Annotated in this window: 16 protein-coding genes and 1 tRNA gene; 10 read left to right on the top strand and 7 right to left on the bottom strand. The window is 58.7% G+C overall.

Features of this window, described 5'->3' with window-relative positions; all coding sequences use genetic code 11:
- The 4 genes from B3Z17_RS03710 to aroA all read right to left on the bottom strand — a co-directional run.
- The coding region (locus B3Z17_RS03710) for a S1 RNA-binding domain-containing protein (RefSeq protein WP_286828595.1) at positions 1-679 on the bottom strand (679 nt) is incomplete at its 3' end.
- 146 nt (positions 680-825) lie between these two features.
- Positions 826-1,464, bottom strand: a complete 639-nt coding sequence (cmk, locus tag B3Z17_RS03705) for a (d)CMP kinase (protein WP_286828594.1) — start codon at positions 1,462-1,464, stop codon at positions 826-828.
- Between the two features lie 33 nt (positions 1,465-1,497).
- Positions 1,498-2,592 carry an NADH:flavin oxidoreductase gene (locus B3Z17_RS03700; RefSeq protein ID WP_286828593.1) on the bottom strand — a complete coding sequence of 365 codons (1,095 nt, stop codon included), beginning with the start codon at positions 2,590-2,592 and terminating at the stop codon, positions 1,498-1,500.
- A gap of 51 nt (positions 2,593-2,643) precedes the next feature.
- Positions 2,644-3,966, bottom strand: coding sequence for a 3-phosphoshikimate 1-carboxyvinyltransferase (aroA, locus tag B3Z17_RS03695; RefSeq protein WP_286828592.1), 1,323 nt, complete (start codon positions 3,964-3,966; stop codon positions 2,644-2,646).
- Between the two features lie 118 nt (positions 3,967-4,084).
- On the opposite strand from aroA, the gene B3Z17_RS03690 reads away from it, so the two are divergent.
- From B3Z17_RS03690 to B3Z17_RS03660, 7 genes are all read left to right on the top strand, one after another.
- Complete coding sequence (locus tag B3Z17_RS03690) at positions 4,085-4,600, top strand: TIGR02300 family protein (protein WP_286828591.1); 516 nt, start codon at positions 4,085-4,087, stop codon at positions 4,598-4,600.
- A 46-nt stretch (positions 4,601-4,646) separates the two neighbouring features.
- A tRNA-Ala gene (locus B3Z17_RS03685) sits at positions 4,647-4,722 on the top strand.
- Between the two features lie 224 nt (positions 4,723-4,946).
- Positions 4,947-5,186: a DUF1150 family protein gene (locus B3Z17_RS03680; protein ID WP_206991666.1), complete on the top strand. Its 240-nt coding sequence runs from the start codon at positions 4,947-4,949 to the stop codon at positions 5,184-5,186.
- Positions 5,187-5,396: 210 nt separating this feature from the next.
- Positions 5,397-6,503 carry a parallel beta-helix domain-containing protein gene (locus tag B3Z17_RS03675; RefSeq protein WP_286828590.1) on the top strand — a complete coding sequence of 369 codons (1,107 nt, stop codon included), beginning with the start codon at positions 5,397-5,399 and terminating at the stop codon, positions 6,501-6,503.
- Positions 6,504-6,514: 11 nt separating this feature from the next.
- Positions 6,515-7,564 (top strand): SO2930 family diheme c-type cytochrome, encoded by a 1,050-nt coding sequence (locus B3Z17_RS03670; RefSeq protein ID WP_286828589.1) that lies wholly within the window; start codon positions 6,515-6,517, stop codon positions 7,562-7,564.
- A 70-nt stretch (positions 7,565-7,634) separates the two neighbouring features.
- On the top strand, positions 7,635-8,861 hold the full coding sequence (locus tag B3Z17_RS03665) for a threonine ammonia-lyase (RefSeq protein ID WP_286828588.1): 1,227 nt from the start codon (positions 7,635-7,637) through the stop codon (positions 8,859-8,861).
- Between the two features lie 81 nt (positions 8,862-8,942).
- Positions 8,943-9,824 carry an FKBP-type peptidyl-prolyl cis-trans isomerase gene (locus B3Z17_RS03660; protein ID WP_286828587.1) on the top strand — a complete coding sequence of 294 codons (882 nt, stop codon included), beginning with the start codon at positions 8,943-8,945 and terminating at the stop codon, positions 9,822-9,824.
- Here B3Z17_RS03660 and B3Z17_RS03655 read toward each other — a convergent pair.
- Entirely contained in the window at positions 9,821-11,440 is a 1,620-nt protein-coding gene (locus B3Z17_RS03655) for a caspase family protein (RefSeq protein WP_286828586.1), read from the bottom strand. The two genes, B3Z17_RS03660 and B3Z17_RS03655, sit on opposite strands and share 4 nt — an antisense overlap.
- Before the next feature lie 133 nt (positions 11,441-11,573).
- Between B3Z17_RS03655 and cysQ the strand changes: the two genes are divergently transcribed.
- Both cysQ and glmM read left to right on the top strand, forming a co-directional pair.
- A complete protein-coding gene (cysQ, locus tag B3Z17_RS03650; RefSeq protein ID WP_414672761.1) occupies positions 11,574-12,365 on the top strand; it encodes a 3'(2'),5'-bisphosphate nucleotidase CysQ in 792 nt (263 codons plus the stop codon).
- Positions 12,366-12,424: 59 nt separating this feature from the next.
- On the top strand, positions 12,425-13,765 hold the full coding sequence (gene glmM / locus B3Z17_RS03645; protein ID WP_286828584.1) for a phosphoglucosamine mutase: 1,341 nt from the start codon (positions 12,425-12,427) through the stop codon (positions 13,763-13,765).
- Between the two features lie 1,028 nt (positions 13,766-14,793).
- Here glmM and B3Z17_RS03640 read toward each other — a convergent pair.
- Complete coding sequence (locus tag B3Z17_RS03640) at positions 14,794-15,438, bottom strand: DsbA family protein (RefSeq protein WP_286828583.1); 645 nt, start codon at positions 15,436-15,438, stop codon at positions 14,794-14,796.
- 64 nt (positions 15,439-15,502) lie between these two features.
- Between B3Z17_RS03640 and B3Z17_RS03635 the strand changes: the two genes are divergently transcribed.
- Positions 15,503-16,459: an alpha/beta hydrolase gene (locus B3Z17_RS03635; protein WP_286828582.1), complete on the top strand. Its 957-nt coding sequence runs from the start codon at positions 15,503-15,505 to the stop codon at positions 16,457-16,459.
- Positions 16,460-16,520: 61 nt separating this feature from the next.
- On the opposite strand, the gene B3Z17_RS03630 is transcribed toward B3Z17_RS03635, so the two are convergent.
- A complete protein-coding gene (locus tag B3Z17_RS03630) occupies positions 16,521-19,406 on the bottom strand; it encodes a TonB-dependent receptor domain-containing protein (RefSeq protein ID WP_286828581.1) in 2,886 nt (961 codons plus the stop codon).
- Positions 19,407-19,564: the final 158 nt, after the last annotated feature.

The raw sequence follows: 19,564 nt of genomic DNA, 5'->3' as shown, positions 1-19,564 counted from the left end.
CGGTGACGTGCAGCAGGCCGTCGACGCCGCCGAGGTCGATGAACGCGCCATAATCGGTGATGTTCTTGACGATACCCTTGCGGACGTCGCCCTCTGCCATGTCGGAAACGATCTCGGCGCGCTGTTCGGCACGGCTCTCTTCGAGGATTGCGCGCCGCGAGACAACGATGTTGCCGCGAGCACGGTCCAGCTTGAGGATCTGGAATGGCTGGATTTCGCCCATCAGTGGGCCAACGTCGCGAACCGGGCGGATGTCCACCTGGCTACCGGGAAGGAAGGCGTTCACACCGCCAAGGTCGACCGTGAAGCCACCTTTGACGCGGCCGGAAATAGCACCTTTGACAGGCTCTTCGGCGTTGAAGCATTTTTCCAGTTTGATCCAGCGCTCTTCGCGGCGGGCCTTGTCGCGGGACAAGACAGCGTCGCCAAGGGCGTTTTCGATGCGATCAAGGTAGACATCAACGATGTCGCCGGCTTCCGGCTCCTTGTCTTCCATCGAGAATTCTTTGACCGGGATGCGGCCTTCGGTCTTCAGACCGATATCAACCAGCACGGCGTCATTGTCGATACGAATGACGGTGGCCGGAATGACCTGGCCTTCCTGCATTGCGCTGGCGGCCGTGGACGATTCAAACATTGCTGCGAAATCGTCGGTCGAGGGATTGAAGTTATCTGACATTTGGGTTCCTTCGGGCGGGTCGAACGGCTCAAGGCAGGCGTGCACTATTGCAGCCTGCTCAGAACAACCCGAGAGCGTGGTCTCTTGCATTTGAAGTGGTGCGGCCTGTTTGGATTTGAGGTCTCTCAAATATGAGAGCAGCCCCTTCAGGCGCGGTTTCCACGGGCCATCGCCGCCTCAACAGCCGCAATCGCCTTTTCCACTGCGGCTTCTATAGTCAGGTCGGTCGTATCTATCAAGACAGCATCTGCCGCCATTTCGGCCGGGGCGTCTTTACGAGACTGGTCTCGTTGGTCGCGAACGCGCAATTGCTCGATCACCGTTTCAAGGGCGATGTCACTTCCCTGGCCGCAAAGTTCCTTCCAGCGTCGCGCACCGCGCACTTCCACGCTGGCGTCTACCCAGAGCTTCGCATCTGCTTCCGGCGCGATAATCGTTCCGATATCCCGGCCATCGAGCAGGGCACCCAGCGGCTGGGTTGCAAAAGCCCTCTGCAGTTTGAAGAGAGCCTGGCGAACTTCCGCTATCGCCGCCACCACGCTTGCTGCCTTGCCGGCCTCAGCTGTGCGAAGGTCGGCCTCGTCGAAATCGGCAAGATCCAGGCTGCGGGCAACCGCTGCGACGCCATCTGCATCATCCAGTGCAACCCCGGCACGCATCGCGGCAACACCGGTCGCGCGGTACAGTCGCCCCGTATCCATGTGCGGCAGGCCGTAATGGGCCGATAGCCGCTTCGCGATCGTGCCTTTGCCCGACGCCGTAGTTCCATCAATGGCGATAATCATGGGGGCGGGAAGTGAGCGATCCCAAGGGGCAAGTCAAGCCGGGGCTGCCGTCGCCTCCACAAACCCTTTCCAGCCGCTCATATAGTCGATGAAGCTCTCGCCCAGCCCCTCCTGGCGCAGATGCGCGCGCGAAACCGGTAGCGCTGTCGGCTCGAAATCCGGATTGGCGGATACCTGTATTGGGAAATCATGGTGCAAGATCGCCCCCCGACCGACCACAACGAAATCGAGACCAGCCTCAACCGCTTCACGGCATTTCGCGGCTGTGGTCAGCTTTCCAGCCGCGCCCAACCGAACCTCGCCCCGCTCCAAGTCGGTGAACCAGTCGACGAGCCGGCGGTCCTGATAGGCTTCATCAACAGGCGTCTTGAATACATCCCATAGTGAAAGATCCAGATAGTCGATCTGACCCTCGGCCATGACCCGCCGTGCAACTTCACGAACCTCCATCAGGTCCATGCCGAACCTTTCCGGCGAAAGACGCATGCCAACCGAAAAATCGTCCCCGCAGGCTGCACGGATGCCGTCGATTATCTCGAAGGTCAGACGGGCCCGGTTTTCCAGACTGCCCCCGTAGTGATCATCGCGTTTGTTAATCTCGGCGCTGAGGAATTGGCAGAGCAGGTATCCATGCGCCCCATGCACTTCGACGCCATGAAATCCTGCCGCTTCGCACCGGACCGCCGCTGCAATGAAATCGTCGCGCGCCTGCTCCACTTCAGCAAGCGTCATCGCCCGCGCGCCGAATTCCTCATTATCAGACGGACAGACTGGTTGCTGCCCCTCGATCAACTCATGCGGCGTGCGCATGCCTGCATGATGCAACTGCACCACTGAGTGGCTGCCTGCGGCATTGATATTCGCGGCAAGTTCGCGGAGTCCCGGCAAGTGGGCATCATCATAACAACCCAACTGGCCCGGAAAACCGATACCATGGGGATCAATCTGCGCCGCCGCCGTCATGGTCAGGCCAAAGCCGCCTTCGGCACGCATCGAAAGCCAACGGATCTCGTCGGCGCTTAGCAGGCCATCCGCATGGCTCTGTTGATTGGTGAGAGGGGCCAGCATGAACCGGTTTTTCAGGGCTGGGCCGTGCGCAAGAGTCAGGGGGGAGTTGAGGTCTGTCATTTGACCAAGATGCCCGCTTATCGGGTCTGGTCAATTTTGACCTTGCGGAAATCAGCCTTCCGATATTTCCGCACCCAACTCCGCCATATGGCTCAGGAAGTCCGGATAGCTCGTCGCGATCATCGAGATGTCGTCAACGTGCACGGGCTTCTGGGACGCCGTTCCCATGACCAGCGCACTCATCGCGATGCGGTGGTCATGACGGGTCTCGACCAGACCACCTCCCGGAGGCGGTCCGCCGCAGCCCTGGACCGCGAACCCGTCCGGGCGTTCCTCGGCCTCAACACCGTTGGCACGCAGCATGGCAACAACGGCACCGATCCGGTCCGACTCCTTGACGCGAAGTTCTTCGGCGCCGGTTACAATTGTCTCGCCGTCCGCAAAGGCCGCCATGACACCCAGGATCGGGAATTCATCGATCATCGAAGGCACAAGGCGTTCCGGCACCGCCTTGCCGGAAAGATGCGCCGACCCTGCATGAATGTTGATCAAACGTTCACCAGCCGCATCCCCCATTTCCTCCGCGCCCAGATGCGCGCCCATCAGATTTGCAACATCATAGAAGCCGGAACGTGTGGGGTTGGACATAATACCCTCAACCATCACATCGCCCAGCGGCGAGAGGATACCGGCCGCGACCAGGAAGGCGGCGGAAGATGGATCGCCCGGAATGGCCGCATCAATGGCCGACAACATCTGTCCACCCGCCAGTGAAACGCGGACACCCTCGCTTCCAATCCGCTCAGTGCCAACCTCGACACCGAAGCCGCGCAGCATGCGTTCGGTATGGTCGCGCGTCTGGCGCGCTTCTTCGACAATGGTGGTGCCTTCTGCGTTCAGTCCCGCCAGCAATACGGCCGACTTCACTTGAGCCGACGCAACAGGAGGCACATAAGTGATCGCCTTGAGACTTTCGGTCCCGACAATTGCGAAGGGCAACTGACCGTCCGGCCCGGCCGTGTCGAGGCCCCGCATCAGGCGCAAGGGTTTCAGGATACGATTCATGGGGCGTGAGCGCAGGCTCTCGTCCCCGGTCATCTCCACATTGATCGGATAGCCGGACACCAACCCCATCATCAAGCGTGAACCTGTTCCGGAATTGCCAAAATCCAGTAATTTGGTCGGCTGGGTCAGTCCTTTTTCCCCAACACCGGTAACTTCCCAGGCACCCGGCCCCGTTTGTTTTACCGTTGCACCCAGGGCCTCCATTGCCCAGCCCGTGCGGAGCACATCTTCGCCCTCCAGAAGCCCGGTAAACCGGCTCTTTCCTACCGCGAGCCCCCCGAAGATTAGTGCCCTGTGAGAGCAGGATTTATCACCCGGCGCTCGTATAACGCCCTTGAGACTTTTAACGGGTCGGCTGGTCCAGACCATTTCAGGTACATTCCGTGGTTGATTGACGACGTGAAATGGGGCTTTGACAGCGTGAGGCGTTCATGGCAAGCGCCCGGCCATATCAAATTCAGAGAAGACTTAAAGGAGGCTGTCTCCCATGTCGAAAGACAAACTTGGAACCAAACAGGTCTGCCCGTCCTGCGAGGCACGCTTCTACGACCTCAACAAACGTCCGTGCGTCTGCCCAAAGTGCGGCGAGGAGTTTGACCCGGAAGACGAAGTCATCCGCACCACGATCACGAAAGTGAAGGCCAAGGCTGCCAAGGCCGCGGTCAAGACCGAAGATGATGACGAGGATGATGACGACGAGGACGACTCCGCCGCCCGCGCCAATGACGATGATGAGGACGAGGATGATGAAGTCGACGAGGAAGTCGCCAAAGAGCTTGGCGGCGACGAAGAAGAAGTGATCCTGGAAGGCGCATCCGAAGACGACGAGGACGGCGACACGCCCGCCAAGGTTCCTGCCGGCTTCAACGAGGAGGGTGTCGACGATGACGACGATGACGTCCTGCTGGATGACGACGACGATACCGATTTCGAAATCGACGCAGATGTCGACGATGATGACGACGACGATCTGCCGCTCGATGACGAGGATGATGAAAAATAAACTTGAATCACGGGAGCGACGGTTGTAACTGCGTCGCTTCCGGTTCGGGGCCATAGCTCAGTTGGGAGAGCGCTTGCATGGCATGCAAGAGGTCGTCGGTTCGATTCCGTCTGGCTCCACCATTTCCTTCCTCGCCCGAACCGGGCTCGCGCGGGTAGCCCGTTTTCTGAACCTCGCATGAATATTACGGCTGCACAGCAGCACATCATCGTGATGCGATGCCTTCAAGATGCCCCAATGCCGGCCTTGAACGGGAACCTTTATCCCCCACCTTTATTGTGAACAGTGGAACAGATCGTTCCGACGTTCGGCATGTCTGTCTCTTGCGACGGAAAGGATTGGAGCGATGACAACAGAACTGAAAACGAACCCGTTTGAAAACGATGCCTTCGTATATATCCGCCATCTTGATGCCGGAGAGCTTTCAGGGATTCTTCCCGCGAACGCCATCGACCAGATCGACGAACCTGAAGATTTGTTCGTCGTGGCATCTGCCGACGGAGTCCACTTGGCCGTAGTCCAGGGGCGCGAAGCCGCCTTTGCTGCCGCCCGGTCGCACGACCTCAAACCCCTGAGCGTGCACTAGGATACGATTTCAAACTAATACTTGCCTTTCCCTCCCCTTGGATTGAAATTCGATTCAAACCAAGGGGAGGGTTGAACTTTGAAACGCATTATTCTGGGCTCTGTGTGTTTGAGTATTGCCGCACTGGCCTCATGCGGCGATTCCGCACCAAAAGATGATGCCGCCCCTGCCGCTGGCATAGTTTCGGCCGAAGGAGATTTTGCCACAAATTTGCAGACAGCCCTCATCGAGGCTGTTTCCGGCAGCACCGTCGAGCTTCCTGAAGGCCACTTCCAACTTGAAACCGGCCTTTCCCTCGACGTGAACGGCATCACGCTTATTGGCGCGGGATCGGACAAGACCATACTCGATTTCTCCGGCCAAACCGGTGCCGGCGAGGGCCTTCTGGTTACATCGGACGATGTCACGCTGGCTGAATTCTCCATTCGCGACACCAAGGGCGACGGCATCAAATCCAAAGGAGCGGACCGGATCACCTATCGTGACCTGATCGTGGAATGGTCTGGCGATCCCGACGAAAGCAATGGCGCATACGGCGTATACCCGGTCGAATCACGAGACGTGCTCATCGAGCGCGTTGTCGTACGCGGTGCATCCGATGCGGGTATCTATGTCGGCCAATCCAAAAACATCATCGTTCGCAATTCGGTCGCCGAGTACAATGTTGCCGGCATCGAGATCGAAAATTCGATGAATGCGGACGTTTACGGAAATATTGCCCAGCACAATACTGGCGGAATTCTTGTTTTCGATCTGCCTGACCTGCCGCAAACGGGCGGGCACTCAACGCGCATCTTCAACAATCAGATCATCGACAACAACACCCGCAATTTCGCCCCTGCCGGCAATATCGTGGCGGGCGTACCATCCGGAACGGGCGTCATCATCATGGCCAACCGTAACGTGCATGTGTTTTCGAACAATTTTTCAAACAATCGCTCGGCGCACATTCTGATGACAGCCTATCCCGAACCCTTCAGTGACGAAGCATACAACCCTGTGCCTCGCGATGTCGTACTTGTTGGCAATTCCTATTCTGGCGGCGGCGACGACCCCCAAGGCATGCTGCAACCCATCGCCGAAGCCATGGGAGGCATCCTGCCGGAAATCGTCAGCGATGGCGTAGTGGCATGGGAAGGCGGCAGTGTTCCGACAACCAACATCTCCATTCAGGAGGATGAGTCGGTTGGCTTCATCGATCTGGGCATTGGCAAGTATCCTGCCGATCCAGCCAGCATCGCCCCATCCAACCAGCGTCCCGACGCTGCGCCAGCGGAGCAACCATCGGCAGTCGTACTGCCACAGGATGAAAAATAGCGGTCGACACGATGATTGCGCGCCTTTTTCTGATTGCCTGCCCGCTGGTGACGGCCTGCGGCGGTTTTGATCATACGGCCGCGCCATCCCTCGAAACAATCCTGAGCGACACACCCGCCCAAACGCTATCAGAATACGGATTGTTTACAGACCGTGCCGCCGAAACGCCCGCAAACCGGGTTTTGGCATATGACCTCGTAAACCCCCTCTTTTCCGACCACGCCGTAAAGCATCGCTTTGTTTTCGTGCCCGGTGGCGAACAGGCAATCTACTCGGATACGGATGTCTTCAGCTTTCCTGTCGGTACCGTGCTGGTAAAAACCTTTTCCTTCGCGCCGGACATGCGCACGCCCGAGACAGACCGGTACAAGGTGGAGACAAGGCTCCTGATCCACAAGGAAGATGGTTGGGCCGCGTTTCCTTATATCTGGAACGCGTCCGGTACGGAGGCGACCTACGCGCCTGCGGGCAAGCAACTCAATATCGACATGATCGATCCTTCCGGAACGCCTTTGGGCATTCGTTACGCCATACCGAACAAGAACCAGTGCAAGACCTGCCACCAAAGCGGAGATTCGGTTCTACCGATCGGGCCAAAAGCGCGAAACCTGAATCATGACGGGCCGACAGGTTTCAGCCAACTCTCCAACTGGCAGGCCCGCGGCATAATCGATGGTGTTCCGGCTCATCCACCCGTGGTCCCTCCTGTCTGGGAGACGCGCCTTCCGGTCGAGTCCCGCGCCCGTGCTTATCTGGATATAAACTGCGCCCACTGCCACAAGGCGGATGGATTAGCCTCCAACTCCGGCCTCTGGCTCGGCTGGACCGAAACCGAGCCTGTAAAGCTTGGTCTCGGTAAACATCCGACTGCTGCCGGGCGCGGCTCAGGCGGGCGGAGCATGGTCGTAGAACCGGGTCAGCCCGACCAGTCGATCCTGGTCTTTCGCATGGCCTCTGACGAAGCGGGCATCGCGATGCCGGAACTCGGCCGCAGCGTGATTGATGAAGACGGCCTGTTGCTGGTCCGGGAATGGATTGAAAGCCTCGACGGGCAGGAGTAGTTCCAGCCTTGCCCTTGCCGAACCGCGAGCATAGGGTGCGCGCGTTTTGCACCCTCAAGAATGGCTCATCATGCCCGACACCCAGACAACAGACCTTCCCGTGACCCTGTCCGATATCGAAGCGGCCGCCAGCCTGCTCGAAGGCCAGATCGTTCATACACCGTTGAACCTGTCTCGGACCCTGTCTCATATTACCGGCGCAGAAGTGTGGGTGAAGTTCGAGAACCAGCAATTCACCGCCGCCTTCAAGGAGCGCGGCGCGCTCAACAAGCTGTCGAAACTGACCGACGATCAGAAGCAACGTGGCGTGATCGCGGCCTCTGCCGGCAACCATTCTCAGGGCGTGGCTTATCACGCGCGACGCCTGGGTATCCCGGCCACCATCGTGATGGCCAAGACCACCCCATTCAGCAAGGTCGAGCATACGCGGAGCCACGGGGCACGCGTTCTGCTGGAGGGACTGATCTTCGACGAAGCCAAACAGTATGCAATGGAGGTTTGCGAGCGCGACAATCTTACCTTCCTGCACCCTTTTGACGACCCAGACATCATCGCGGGCCAGGGCACGATCGCACTGGAAATGCTGACAGCCCAACCAGACCTCGACACGCTGGTCGTTCCGATTGGCGGCGGCGGACTGATCAGCGGCATCGCCATTGCGGCAAAGGCCCTGAAACCGGACATCCAGATCATCGGCGTCGAGGCGGCGATGTATCCTTGTATGCACGCCGCGCTTCGTGGCGAAACGCCAAAAACCGGCGGCGCCACGATCGCGGAAGGCATTGCCGTGAAGGAAGCGGGTGAATTGACCCGTCAGATCTGCGCCGAACTGGTCGATGACATCGTTCTCGTTGAAGAAGAACATCTCGAGCGCGCCATCACGCTGTACGCGGAAGTCGAGAAGACCATCGCCGAAGGCGCAGGCGCAGCGGGCCTCGCAGCCTTGATCGCTCATCCCGCCCGCTTTCAAGGCCGAAAGGTCGGTCTGGTGCTCTGCGGCGGCAACATCGACACGCGCTTGCTGTCCTCAGTGCTGACACGCGCTCTCGTCCGTGAACACCGCCTGACTTCTATCCGGATCATCGGCGACGACCGGCCCGGCCTGCTCGCACTCGTCTCCAAGATTATTGGCGACCAGGGTGCCAACATCATGGAAGTTGCGCACAATCGGATCGCGCTGGATGTGCCCGCCAAGGGAGCCGAATTCGATATCCTGATTGAGACACGCGACGCACAGCATACGCAGGAAGTGATCGATGCATTGGCGCAGGCAGGCTATCCTCCGCGCTCACTTTGATCGATATATCAGCCGCCAAGGTGACTTGGTGGCGAGACCTGACTAAACCCGCCTGAACATCCCAGCCAACTGGAGAGTTACATGATCCGGACCATAATCGCAGCCTTCGCGGCCACTCTGCTTGTTGCCTGCGGCGGCACTCCCGACACCGCTGACCTGGATGCAACATTTGAAACCTATCTACCTTGGGACGCTGAACGTTCTGACGTGGAAACCGGCATGGGTGGTCTGGAATATATCGTTTTGAAAGAAGGCCCCGATGGCGGTGCCAGTCCTGTTCCGACAGACATGGTGCGCGTGCATTATGAAGGCCGCACGGCTGGCGGCGACAAGTTCGACTCCTCCTATGATCGCGGCTCCCCCTCCATGTTCCGCCTGAATCAGGTCATCCCGGGCTGGACGCAGGGTCTGCAACAGATGACTGAAGGCGACGTCTACCTGTTCTACATTCCGAACGCTCTGGCCTATGGCAATCGCAATCGCGGTGATGTCATCAAGGCTGGTGACGATCTCGTCTTCCAGGTTGAACTGGTGGAAGTGATGGAACCGAAATCCGCCGACGCCGAAGCGTGGGAGAAGTACACACCTTGGAATCCAGAATTGCCGGAAGTTCAGAAAACGGAGTCGGGCCTGCAATTCGTCGTGCTGGAGAGCGGAGATGCCGCTGGCGGGAGCCCGGTAAATGGCGAAATGGTCGCTGTCTACTATGAAGGCCGCCTTGTGGAGACCGGCGAGATGTTCGACAGCGCCTTTCAGCGCGGGCAACCGGAAACATTCCCTTCCAATCGCCTGATCCCCGGCTGGGTAGAGGCGCTCGCCATGATGAAGCCGGGTGATCGCTGGTTGATGTATATCCCGTCAGATATCGCCTATGGCGCGCAAGGCACACCGGGCGGTCCAATCCCGCCAAATGCCGACCTGATGTTCGAAGTCGAACTGCTGGACGTGATCAAGAGCAATTAAGGGTACGGGTCGGACGGCGGAGCATACGTGTCCTCCGGCCCCATCTGTGTGGTCTCGTCCTCTGGACGGATATCCGCCCGAAAAAAGATCGGCAGGTCGAGAGACGTCTGGAACCAGGGCCGTTCCGCCCCGTCCGTGCGCGCTTGAACATCCAACGCAACGCGGCGCATGACCGTCTCGATATCAATTCGGTCCTCGGACTGGATTATCCGGGAGAAGGAGCCCGCAAATTCCGAATCCGTCTGCGGGTTCAATCGATGTGTGCCCGGCGCAACCGCATATGCGACGACCACATTGTCCCGACCAAAGTCTTCGTTGAAGCCGGGATCACCGCCCCGGTGGCCCATTCCGTTAAATGGACGCCCGCAATCCGCCAAAACCATAATCGCTTGGGCGGATGAACTTTCCAGACGCGTAACCAGGTCACCAAGTCGAACCGATGACTGTGCCGCCTCGAATTTATTACGCGGCAGTTCGCCTTCCATCATGAGGTAATTGTCTCCGGAAATATCGGTGCCGTATCCCGCAAAATAGACAAGCCCCACGGCAGCCGGCCCGGCAACTCTCAAGCGATCAATGAAAGCATCCACATGACTGAAAAAGTCCGAATACTCAGTGTCGGGAACATACACTGTACTGTACCCGCTGGCTTCCAGCGCGGCGCGAACCTTTTCGCCGTCCGTATGGGTACCAGACAGAGAGAAGGCCTGTGATGTTGCATACGAATTCGCAATCACCAGGGCTTGCCGGAGCGGCCAGCGTGCTCCACCCGGCGTCATCTCGACCCGGTCCAACTCCCACGAGCCAATCTTGATGTCAGACGACCGCCGTTGCAGCCGCGAAAGATTCATGGGCTCCTGACGCTGAAAAGTCTTTTCCAACACATCGAGACGCACCTGTTCGAACATGTCCCGAACGGTGGTTGCCGGTTTGCTCAGGCGCGTGCTGAGCGCGCTGGCATAAGGCCCATTACCATCATCTGCGCGGCCATCGCTGGCCGTTTCGCCTTCCCAGGTTGCAAAGGACAGGAACATGTTGCGCTCCCCCGCCCCGCCGGCAGTGCGGCGTAATCCTCGGAAGGATTCGCCGCCGCCAAGCGAGCGCTGCGCCTCCGGAAGCTGCAGCACATTTCGACAGGCATCAATCGCCACGACGCTTGGGGCGTCCAGCGCATCCAGTTTCTGCATCAACCAGTCGAGCGACACCGAATCATCCCACAGGGCATCGTCCAGCACGTCGCTTTCTCCGACCGGAATCAAGTAATTGCCTTCGTTCTCCCGCGCGGCCCCGTGACCGGAATAGTAGAAAAAGCCCATCGCATCCGGACCCGCTTCTTTCAGCACGTCCACATAGTCCCGGATCGCAGCCATCATGGTTGAGCGGTTCGCATCGCGGACAATGTCACCTGACACGAGTCGAAAGCCGCAACTTGCAATCCCCTGCGCCACCAACTCCGCATCATTGACCGGGTTTGCCAATGTGCCAATGCCACTGGAATAGGCTGCATTCCCCATGATCAGGGCAATCCGAGGCTTTGCGGGCGTTTCCTGGGTATGCCCCGGCCACGGCATGGCAGCAGCGCCTCCAAGAAGCATCATGTGTCGACGTGAGATCATCTTCACCCTCTTTGACGACCGAGCGCCAAGTTTGCCGATGCGGACCTCCTGCGTCAACGCCGCGGCCATTTTTGGGTTGCTTCAACCCGGAGCGGCTGACAGGAAGGGCCGGAATTTGATCAGGGGACCCTACATAGTGACGATTACTGCGGACCAACTCGGCCGGATTGCCCTCGATGCCGGCAAGCTCATAATGGATATCTATGCGAGCGACTTCGGCGTGGAACACAAAGGCGATGCGTCACCAGTAACTGAAGCCGACCAGCGCGCGGAAGAATTGATCCTGAAAGGTCTCGCTGAGGCAGAACCTGATCTCGCCGTGGTGGCAGAGGAATCCTTCAGTGAAGGCAAGGTGCCCGAACATGGTTATCGGTTTGCGCTGGTTGACCCGCTCGATGGCACCAAGGAATTCGTGAACAAGAATGGCGAATTCACGGTCAATGTGGCGATCATAGAACATGGCCGCCCAGTCATGGGTGTTGTGTATGCGCCAGCCAAGAACCGGCTGTTCGTTGCGGAAAGCCACAATTCCGCCTGGCAAGCCACGGCGGAACCCGGCGGCGAGCTTCCAACGGTCCGCAAAGCGCTGAAGATTCGGCCTGCGCCCGAAGTTGGCCTGACCGCTGTGGCGTCCAAATCCCACCGCTCACCTGAAACGAATGAATGGCTCAGCAAGTTCAATGTGGCCGAAACGGTGGGTGCAGGCTCTTCGCTGAAGTTCTGCCTGATAGCAGCAGGAGAAGCTGACCTCTATCCCCGCATGGGTCGCACCATGGAATGGGACACCGCAGCCGGCCATGCTGTTGTGGAAGCCGCGGGTGGCCGCGTCCTGACGGAAGAAGGCACACCCTTGCTCTATGGCAAGACCGGTCGAGGGTACGATAATCCGCATTTCATCGTATACGGCGACGTCACCCCCGCCTGAGGACCGATCTCGATTTTTCTCGTCAGACCTGCCAGAATCGCGGGCGAAGGATTTGGATCATGGCACGACAGTATTTTGGAACCGATGGCATACGCGGGCGCGTGAACACACCGCCCATGACCGCAGAATCCGCTTTGCGGCTTGCGATTGCTGCAGCCCGCACTTTTGCCCCGAATGGCAGTCGTGAAGTCGTCATTGGTCGTGACACACGCCGCTCAGGCCAGATGATTGAAGCAGCCTTGATTGCAGGCCTGACCAGTATGGGGCTCAAACCCGTGCTGCTGGGCATTGTCCCCACTCCTACCGTCGCCTTGATGACACGCGAGACCGGGGCCGCCCTCGGTCTGATGGTCTCGGCTTCACATAACAAATCAGACGATAACGGGATCAAACTGTTCAGTCCCGCAGGGATCAAGCTTACGGACGCCGAAGAAGAGGCTCTGGAAGCCGCCATGGCATCAGCCTTTGAAGGCGACTTCGCCCCGCCACCCGCCATTTCAACGCCGCATCACATGAAGGGCGCAACCACTCTCTACCTGGAACGCTGCCTTGAAACGGTGGGCACGGACATTGATTTCTCTGGCCTGAAGATCGTCCTGGATTGCGCGCATGGCGCGGCTTACGAAGTTGGCCCGGCGGCACTGCGCCAACTGGGCGCCGACGTAACAATCATTGGCAACACGCCCGATGGGCTGAACATAAATGCAGGGGTCGGCTCCACAGCCACCGGCCTGCTGAAGTCTACCGTCACTGAGACGGGTGCGGACATTGGCATCGCCTTCGATGGCGATGCTGACCGCGTTATCGTGATTGATGAGTTGGGTGAAGAAGTGGATGGCGATCAGGTCATGGCGCTCATCGCGGGCGAACTGCATCGCGCCAACCGTCTCAAAGGGGGTGGTATGGTCGCCACAATCATGTCGAACATGGGGCTTGCCGAATATCTCAAGGGACTGGATCTCACCCTCGCCCGTACCAAAGTGGGCGATCGCTATGTCGGCGAACATATGCGCCAACATGGTTTCAATCTGGGCGGCGAACAGTCCGGCCATATCATCCTGTCCGACGTCTCTACCACAGGCGACGGTCTGCTGGCGGCACTTCAGGTGCTGAAGACGCTCGCCTCCAGTGATCTGCCCGCTTCCAGTATCATGCGGGTGTTTGAGCCTGCACCACAGGAATTGGTCAACATTCCCTTCAATGGCTCCAATCCCCTTGAAAGCGCAGGCGTGGGCGATGCCCTGACGCAAGCGGACGAGCTGTTGGGCGAGCGCGGCCGGATGGTTGTACGCAAATCGGGCACGGAACCCCTGATCCGGGTCATGGCTGAGGCCCTGGATGACGAACTGATGCACCGTGCGCTTTCGCTAGTGGTCGCTGCAGTACGGGCCGAAGCCTGAGATACTTCTGACGCGACCTAATCGCGAAGTCTTTGAAGCAACAGGGTTTTTCAGTCTCGATAAGTCTTTGTCAGTATTTTCCCGATATAACCTATGTTGTATCGGGGGACGTATAATGACGTTTGACGCGCGAGGCGGGGAAAAATCATCAGGCGGAAACACGCTTGTTTTCGGAGCGATCACCCTGACCGTTGTGGCAGGNNCAGGCGCATTCTTCGCTGTGCTCCACCTCCCTCATTCAGCGAACCGTGCTGCGCCGGGAAGCGCTCATACACTTGCCCAGGCGCAAGACGCTGCCAGCACAACAGAAATGGAATATCCGGAGTTCTCGGGAAAATCGGCCAAGTCATTCCTGTCCGCCCTCAGCCGCGTCGATCCCGCGGCACGCGCAAGTCTGGATCGGCGGCTCGCCAAAGCCGACGCATACGATCATACAAAAATTGCCATTGAAGAGGCTGGCAAGGTTTTGGCCCGGCACAAGTCAGACCTGGCAAAGGCTGATATGCGCCATGTCGATGACTGGCTGGATATGACCCGGTCGCAGCTCAAAAGCGCTTCGCGTTCCAAACATCGCTGGTGTGCAGGCAGCCGATATCAGGACTTCAACACAGCGTCAGGCCTGTCGGGTCAGATGGCCGCCGCATCCGACCTCGCAGATCTTGGCTCCGAACTGACCGACTATTCTTTTGCGTCAATCAGTATAGCGCTTGTGGCCATCGAAGACGCCCAAACGCGTCCCGTAAAGCACGGCAACTTGACGTCTCGCGATGAAGCTGCACTTCAGGGCGTCGCGATGTCCCTGATGTCGGATCCACAAATTATGCCACTCCTGCTGGCCTCCGGACCGGAAGGACCGTCGAAATCGGCGCTGGCTTCCCTCGATATGTGCCAATTGGGCGCGACCGCCGTAACCGCGCTGAAAACCCTGCCCCACGGGACCAAGGGCCGCGCATTCGCTGAAATGGTTCGTTCTGCGGATTTCAGCGGCGGAGACCTCAGCCAGTTAAAGAACTTGTCGAGCTTCTAAGTTACAGGCGCTGCACGCCAGACTGTTCCAGTCGCCATTCCAGCACATCCAGACGGTCCTGACCGAAGAAGGCCTCCCCTTCGAACACCATCAGCGGCACACCCCAATGATGCGGGTCCTGAGCAGCCTGGTTCTCGGCAATCAAAGCTTCGAGCCGATCCTTCTCGGCTTCTTGCCGAGAGTCTAGATCAGCGAGGTCAAACCCTGCACGCGCCGCAGCTTCAGCCAGAGCGGTCCCTTCGGTCCAAGCCCCTCCTGACCAGATCAGGCTGGAGACTTCATCCATAAAGGCCCACCCCTCGGCGTCGCCAACCTCACATGCAAGAATGCCCATACGGGTCAGCCGTCCAATATGCGGCTGGTCCGGTGAAATCTCGCGGGTCATCATGTTCATGACGACGGGATCCGGATTGAGCGCTCCGAGCGGTAGCCCCAGATATTGCGACAGGCGGACAATATCCCTCATCAGATAAGGCACCCATTGCGGCCGTATTTCGGAGAAGAATTCCGGGGTTCGAATGGCAATCGGATAGACTGGACGCGGACGCACCCGCACTTCCCAGACATTGCTCATGCTGCGAAGGCGCTTGGTCGCGAGATAGGAATAGGGCGAACGAAACGACCAAAAGACGTCAACGGTTTTCATATGGTCATCTTGGCGGCGTATTGCCGTCTTCACAAGGCCGGAATTTACCCCCATTTAGCCTGTCATGGGCTTCGATGACACCTTCCGCCAATTCATGGACAAATTCCAGATGCCGGACTTTTCCGCCGTTGACTGGAAAGGCTCGGTCGATCGTCTGCGCCAGCAATTCTATGTCGCCAGTCGCGCGATCGAGCGTGACGCCCCGGAGATGGCAAATATCTCGCTGATCACCATTCCCGGCCCCGGCGGGCCGATGAAGGCACGCATCTACACACCCCTCGGCGCGGGCATTCCGCCTGGTCCGGGAATCATCTTCTTTCATGGCGGCGGCTTTGTGCTCGGTGACCTCGACAGCCATGACATGATCTGCAAACGGCTGGCCGAAGGCGCGCGCTCCAGGGTGATCGCGGTCGACTACCGGCTCGCGCCGGAACACAAATTTCCCGCGGCCCATGAAGATGCCCTCGCCGCATGGAACTGGATCACCACCCATGCCGAAACGTGCGGGGTTGATCCGGACCGGCTGGCGGTCAGCGGCGACAGCGCTGGCGGAAACCTGTCAGCCTTTCTGGCTCAGGAATTGTTGCGGACAGGCCAAAAGGGCCCTGCCTTTCAGCTGTTGCTCTATCCGCTTGTTCAGTTTGTGGACATCCGGACGAAGAAGATGAGCTTTCAGGAAGGTGGCTTCTTCATATCAGCCAATCTGTTCGAGTATTTCCGCGATGCCTATATCGGGAATGATGCCGAACGAATGGATCCTCGCGTCTCGCCCCTCTTCGCAGAACCGAATGCCTTCAAGGGCCTGCCGCCAGCGCACTTCGTACTGTGCGGCTGGGACCCGCTCAAGGATGAAGGCCTCGCCTATGCTGACAAGATGGCGAGTTTTGGCGTGCGCGTCAGCGTGCGCGAACATCCGGGCATGGTACATGGCTTCATGAACATGACCGCCCTGTCAGATGCCGTGCGCGTTGCTATCCGCGATGCCGGCGTTGAAGCTGGCCGGGCACTTGGCGCCTTCTGACATCCCGGCATAAAAAAGGGGACGACCCGAAGGCCGTCCCCAGTGCTGCATTCGATGGCAATCAGTTGCTGCCGCCGAAACGCTTGGTCACACTTATCTTGAATGTACGGCCAAACGGATTGTGTGTGTAGGGATCATAATTCAGATCGAACTGTGCAAATGGTGGATCTTCATCCGTCACGTTCACCACAGACAGACCGAGGTCGAGGTCCCAAGCGGTCGACTGCCAAGTGTAGAACAGGTCGAACGTGGTCTGGCTATCGATCTCCGTCGTGTTGTTGCCAGTCAGGTCGCCACGCTCATCATCATATGCATCCATGTAACGCATCACAGCGCGGAAGTTGTGATCACCCATCTCATAGTTGCCGAAGATGTTGGCTTTGAGCTGCGGCAGCGAGCGGGAGAAATTCGACCGGTTGAACTGGCCGACCCGATCACCGCCGGCAATCATCACGCCTTCGATGTCGAAATCGTCCACATCATACTCTATGATATAACTGGCTTCGCCGCCGAGGGTGAAGCTTGAGGTGTTCATGTCCCAGACCTGTTCGGCACGGACGTCCATGCCGGACGTCTGAATGTCCGGGCCGTTCACGACATTTGTCCTGATACGGGCAATTTCATCGGCTGTATTGATGCCGTCACCATTGTTGTCGGTGAAGGTGATCCGCGACAGGATCGGGTTCTCCAGGTCCCCAGCCGCCAGGGCCGCAACGGCGGCACCCACGATCGACGACTGGTCTTCGACAATGATCGGATCCGAGAAGTCGAAATTGTAGTAGTCGATCGACGCGGTGAATCCGTTCTGGTTGTCATACAGGGCGCCGACATTGAAGCTGAAAGCCGATTCCGGGCTCAGGGCCGCATCGCCGAACTGGTCGACCGCCTTGAACGCCGAGGCTGCACCGACGAACTGCAAGGTCGTGACCTGGCCGGACAGCTGGTTCAGGGTTGGTCCGCGGAACGAGGTCTGGGCCGAACCTCGCAGGGCGAGGTTGTCATTGGCCTGCCACTTGATCGCAACCTTTGGGTCGAAGGTCGAGCCAACATCGCCACCATAATCTTCGTAGCGCATGGCCACCTGCATATCTATGTCCTCATAGAGCGGCACCTGCAGTTCACCGAAGACGGCATAGATGGTCTGGTCCTCATCCACTGGCGTCGTACCGGCCAAGAAGGAGAATGGTCCCGTGCCGCCCGGGCCCGGATTGAGGGTCAGGTTCGTCACGTCGTTTGGAACGACTTCATAACCTTCCCGACGCACCTGCATGCCGACGCCCCAGCCCACTTCGCCACCAGCGGCCTGGATGCCGCTCATGCCGGACATGGAGGCATCAAATACCAGAAGGTCTGTGGTCACCGTGGTGCCGACACCGTCCGTCAGCCAGTCGGCCAGCGTTTCGGTGTTTTCCAAGCCTGGTACATAGCTCGGGTTCGCGACACCGGTAATTCCGTTGGCAGCAATCGCGTTCGAGAACGGGTTGTAATATTCACACCCGCCGGCACCGGCCGTCAGCGATCCGGCATAGCCGGCCGCATAGGGCTGGGTTCCGGTCGCCGGGTCGTTCCCCGTGATCGGGTCCGTACAGACACCAAATCCGTTCAGAGCGGCGGTGAAGCCAGCGATATAGGTGTCATTCGTCACCCGCTCGCCTTCCGTGGTCGACCAGCTCAGCGCGGCATCCCAATTGATGCCATTGTCGAACTGCCCGGCCAGGTCACTGGCCACACGATAACTCTCATAGGTACGGAAGCCTTCCTGCGGTCCGCCATCCGATCCGGGGTAACCGCCCCAACCAAACGAACGGCCGATAAACAGCGCCGCCAGCGTGCCGGCCGGGAACTGACCAGGATTGTCGGCCATGTATTGCTGGAAGCCAGGATGCGAGGCCGGAACAACTTGGGTCGCAAGCTCCTGCGGCGGATAAGACGGAGACGTCTTCCAAGACGGCACGTCGCTGTAGCCATAAAGGCCCTCGATGTGGAAATCGATGCCATTGCCGAAGGTCCGGTTGTACTCGGAGAAGACCTGGTAGCGCTCCTCTTCCTCGACCAGGTTGTCATACTGGGTGAAGTTGAAGTTGCACAGGCCGCTAGCCGGATTGACGAAGCCGCCCGTATCAACACAGCCGAGGTCGCCGGTCGGACCCTGGATTGCTCCGACCTGGCCGCCAATAAGTCCCAGTGGCACATAATAGCCGGGATTGGACAGGGTGGACCAGCCGCCGACCGGATTATCGGCATAAGGCAGGATCGCCCAGTCCTTCTCCAGCAGTGGCACTTCCGGACGGAAATTGTAGCCTACCGAAGTGACCCAGTTCCAGTTGCCGCCCTGCATGCCGTAGGAGGCATTGATGTTGTACTCGCCGTCGGTGCCGTCGAATTGCTGGAAGTCAGCGCCGATTTCGAACCCTTCCAGGTCTGACCGTGTTATGAAGTTCACGACGCCGGCAATGGCGTCCGAACCATAGATCGCGGCCGCGCCATCCTTCAGCACCTCGATCCGGCCGACTGCGGCACTCGGGATCATGTTCGTGTCAATGAACAGCTGCGCCTGCTCGCCAATCGCATAAGGGTGATAGGTCTGGCGGCGTCCGTTGATCAGGACCAGTGTCCTGGCTGGGCCAAGCCCGCGTAGGTTGACGTTGGACGTACCTTCCAGGCCGTTCGAGGCGAACTGATTGGTTTGTCCATCAACACCCGACGACACGCCGAGATTCCGGATCAGTTCCGTTATCGATGGCGAACCCTCAAGCTTCAATTCAGCGGCGGTCAGCACGTCGACTGGCAGCGCGGCATCTTCTGGCGTACCCGCGATCAACGAACCAGTAACCGTAACAGTCGACTGGCGCAGCTCGCTCCCGTCTTCCTCCTGCGCGACGGCTGGCATACCGACTGCCAGCGCAACGCAAGACGCACTTATCCACATTTTCATTTGGTGTTTCATATACTTCCTCCCGTGGTGTGAGCGGCCGAATCTAGTGTTCAGCTCATGTCTCACTCGCAGCCAGCATATGCTCGCTTACGGACGGAAACAGGGTAATTTTGTTGTGCGGTGCAACAAATCGCCGCGGCTTCCTCAAGGGAAGTTATGATTACAACGTT

This window comes from Kordiimonas sp. UBA4487 (genome assembly GCF_002389025.1).
GTDB classification, from domain to species: Bacteria; Pseudomonadota; Alphaproteobacteria; order Sphingomonadales; family Kordiimonadaceae; genus Kordiimonas; species Kordiimonas lacus.
The sequence above is the reverse complement of the archived record's forward strand: the minus strand, read 5'-3'. Positions and strand labels throughout refer to the sequence as shown.

Bases quoted from the DNA above. Each gene is read 5' to 3' on its own strand.
- cmk (WP_286828594.1), bottom strand. From the start codon at position 1,464: ATGATTATCGCCATTGATGGAACTACGGCGTCGGGCAAAGGCACGATC.
- B3Z17_RS03700 (WP_286828593.1), bottom strand. From the start codon at position 2,592: ATGACAGACCTCAACTCCCCCCTGACTCTTGCGCACGGCCCAGCCCTG.
- aroA (WP_286828592.1), bottom strand. From the start codon at position 3,966: ATGGTCTGGACCAGCCGACCCGTTAAAAGTCTCAAGGGCGTTATACGA.
- B3Z17_RS03690 (WP_286828591.1), top strand. From the start codon at position 4,085: ATGTCGAAAGACAAACTTGGAACCAAACAGGTCTGCCCGTCCTGCGAG.
- B3Z17_RS03680 (WP_206991666.1), top strand. From the start codon at position 4,947: ATGACAACAGAACTGAAAACGAACCCGTTTGAAAACGATGCCTTCGTA.
- B3Z17_RS03670 (WP_286828589.1), top strand. From the start codon at position 6,515: ATGATTGCGCGCCTTTTTCTGATTGCCTGCCCGCTGGTGACGGCCTGC.
- B3Z17_RS03665 (WP_286828588.1), top strand. From the start codon at position 7,635: ATGCCCGACACCCAGACAACAGACCTTCCCGTGACCCTGTCCGATATC.
- B3Z17_RS03660 (WP_286828587.1), top strand. From the start codon at position 8,943: ATGATCCGGACCATAATCGCAGCCTTCGCGGCCACTCTGCTTGTTGCC.
- B3Z17_RS03655 (WP_286828586.1), bottom strand. From the start codon at position 11,440: ATGATCTCACGTCGACACATGATGCTTCTTGGAGGCGCTGCTGCCATG.
- glmM (WP_286828584.1), top strand. From the start codon at position 12,425: ATGGCACGACAGTATTTTGGAACCGATGGCATACGCGGGCGCGTGAAC.
- B3Z17_RS03640 (WP_286828583.1), bottom strand. From the start codon at position 15,438: ATGAAAACCGTTGACGTCTTTTGGTCGTTTCGTTCGCCCTATTCCTAT.
- B3Z17_RS03635 (WP_286828582.1), top strand. From the start codon at position 15,503: ATGGGCTTCGATGACACCTTCCGCCAATTCATGGACAAATTCCAGATG.
- B3Z17_RS03630 (WP_286828581.1), bottom strand. From the start codon at position 19,406: ATGAAACACCAAATGAAAATGTGGATAAGTGCGTCTTGCGTTGCGCTG.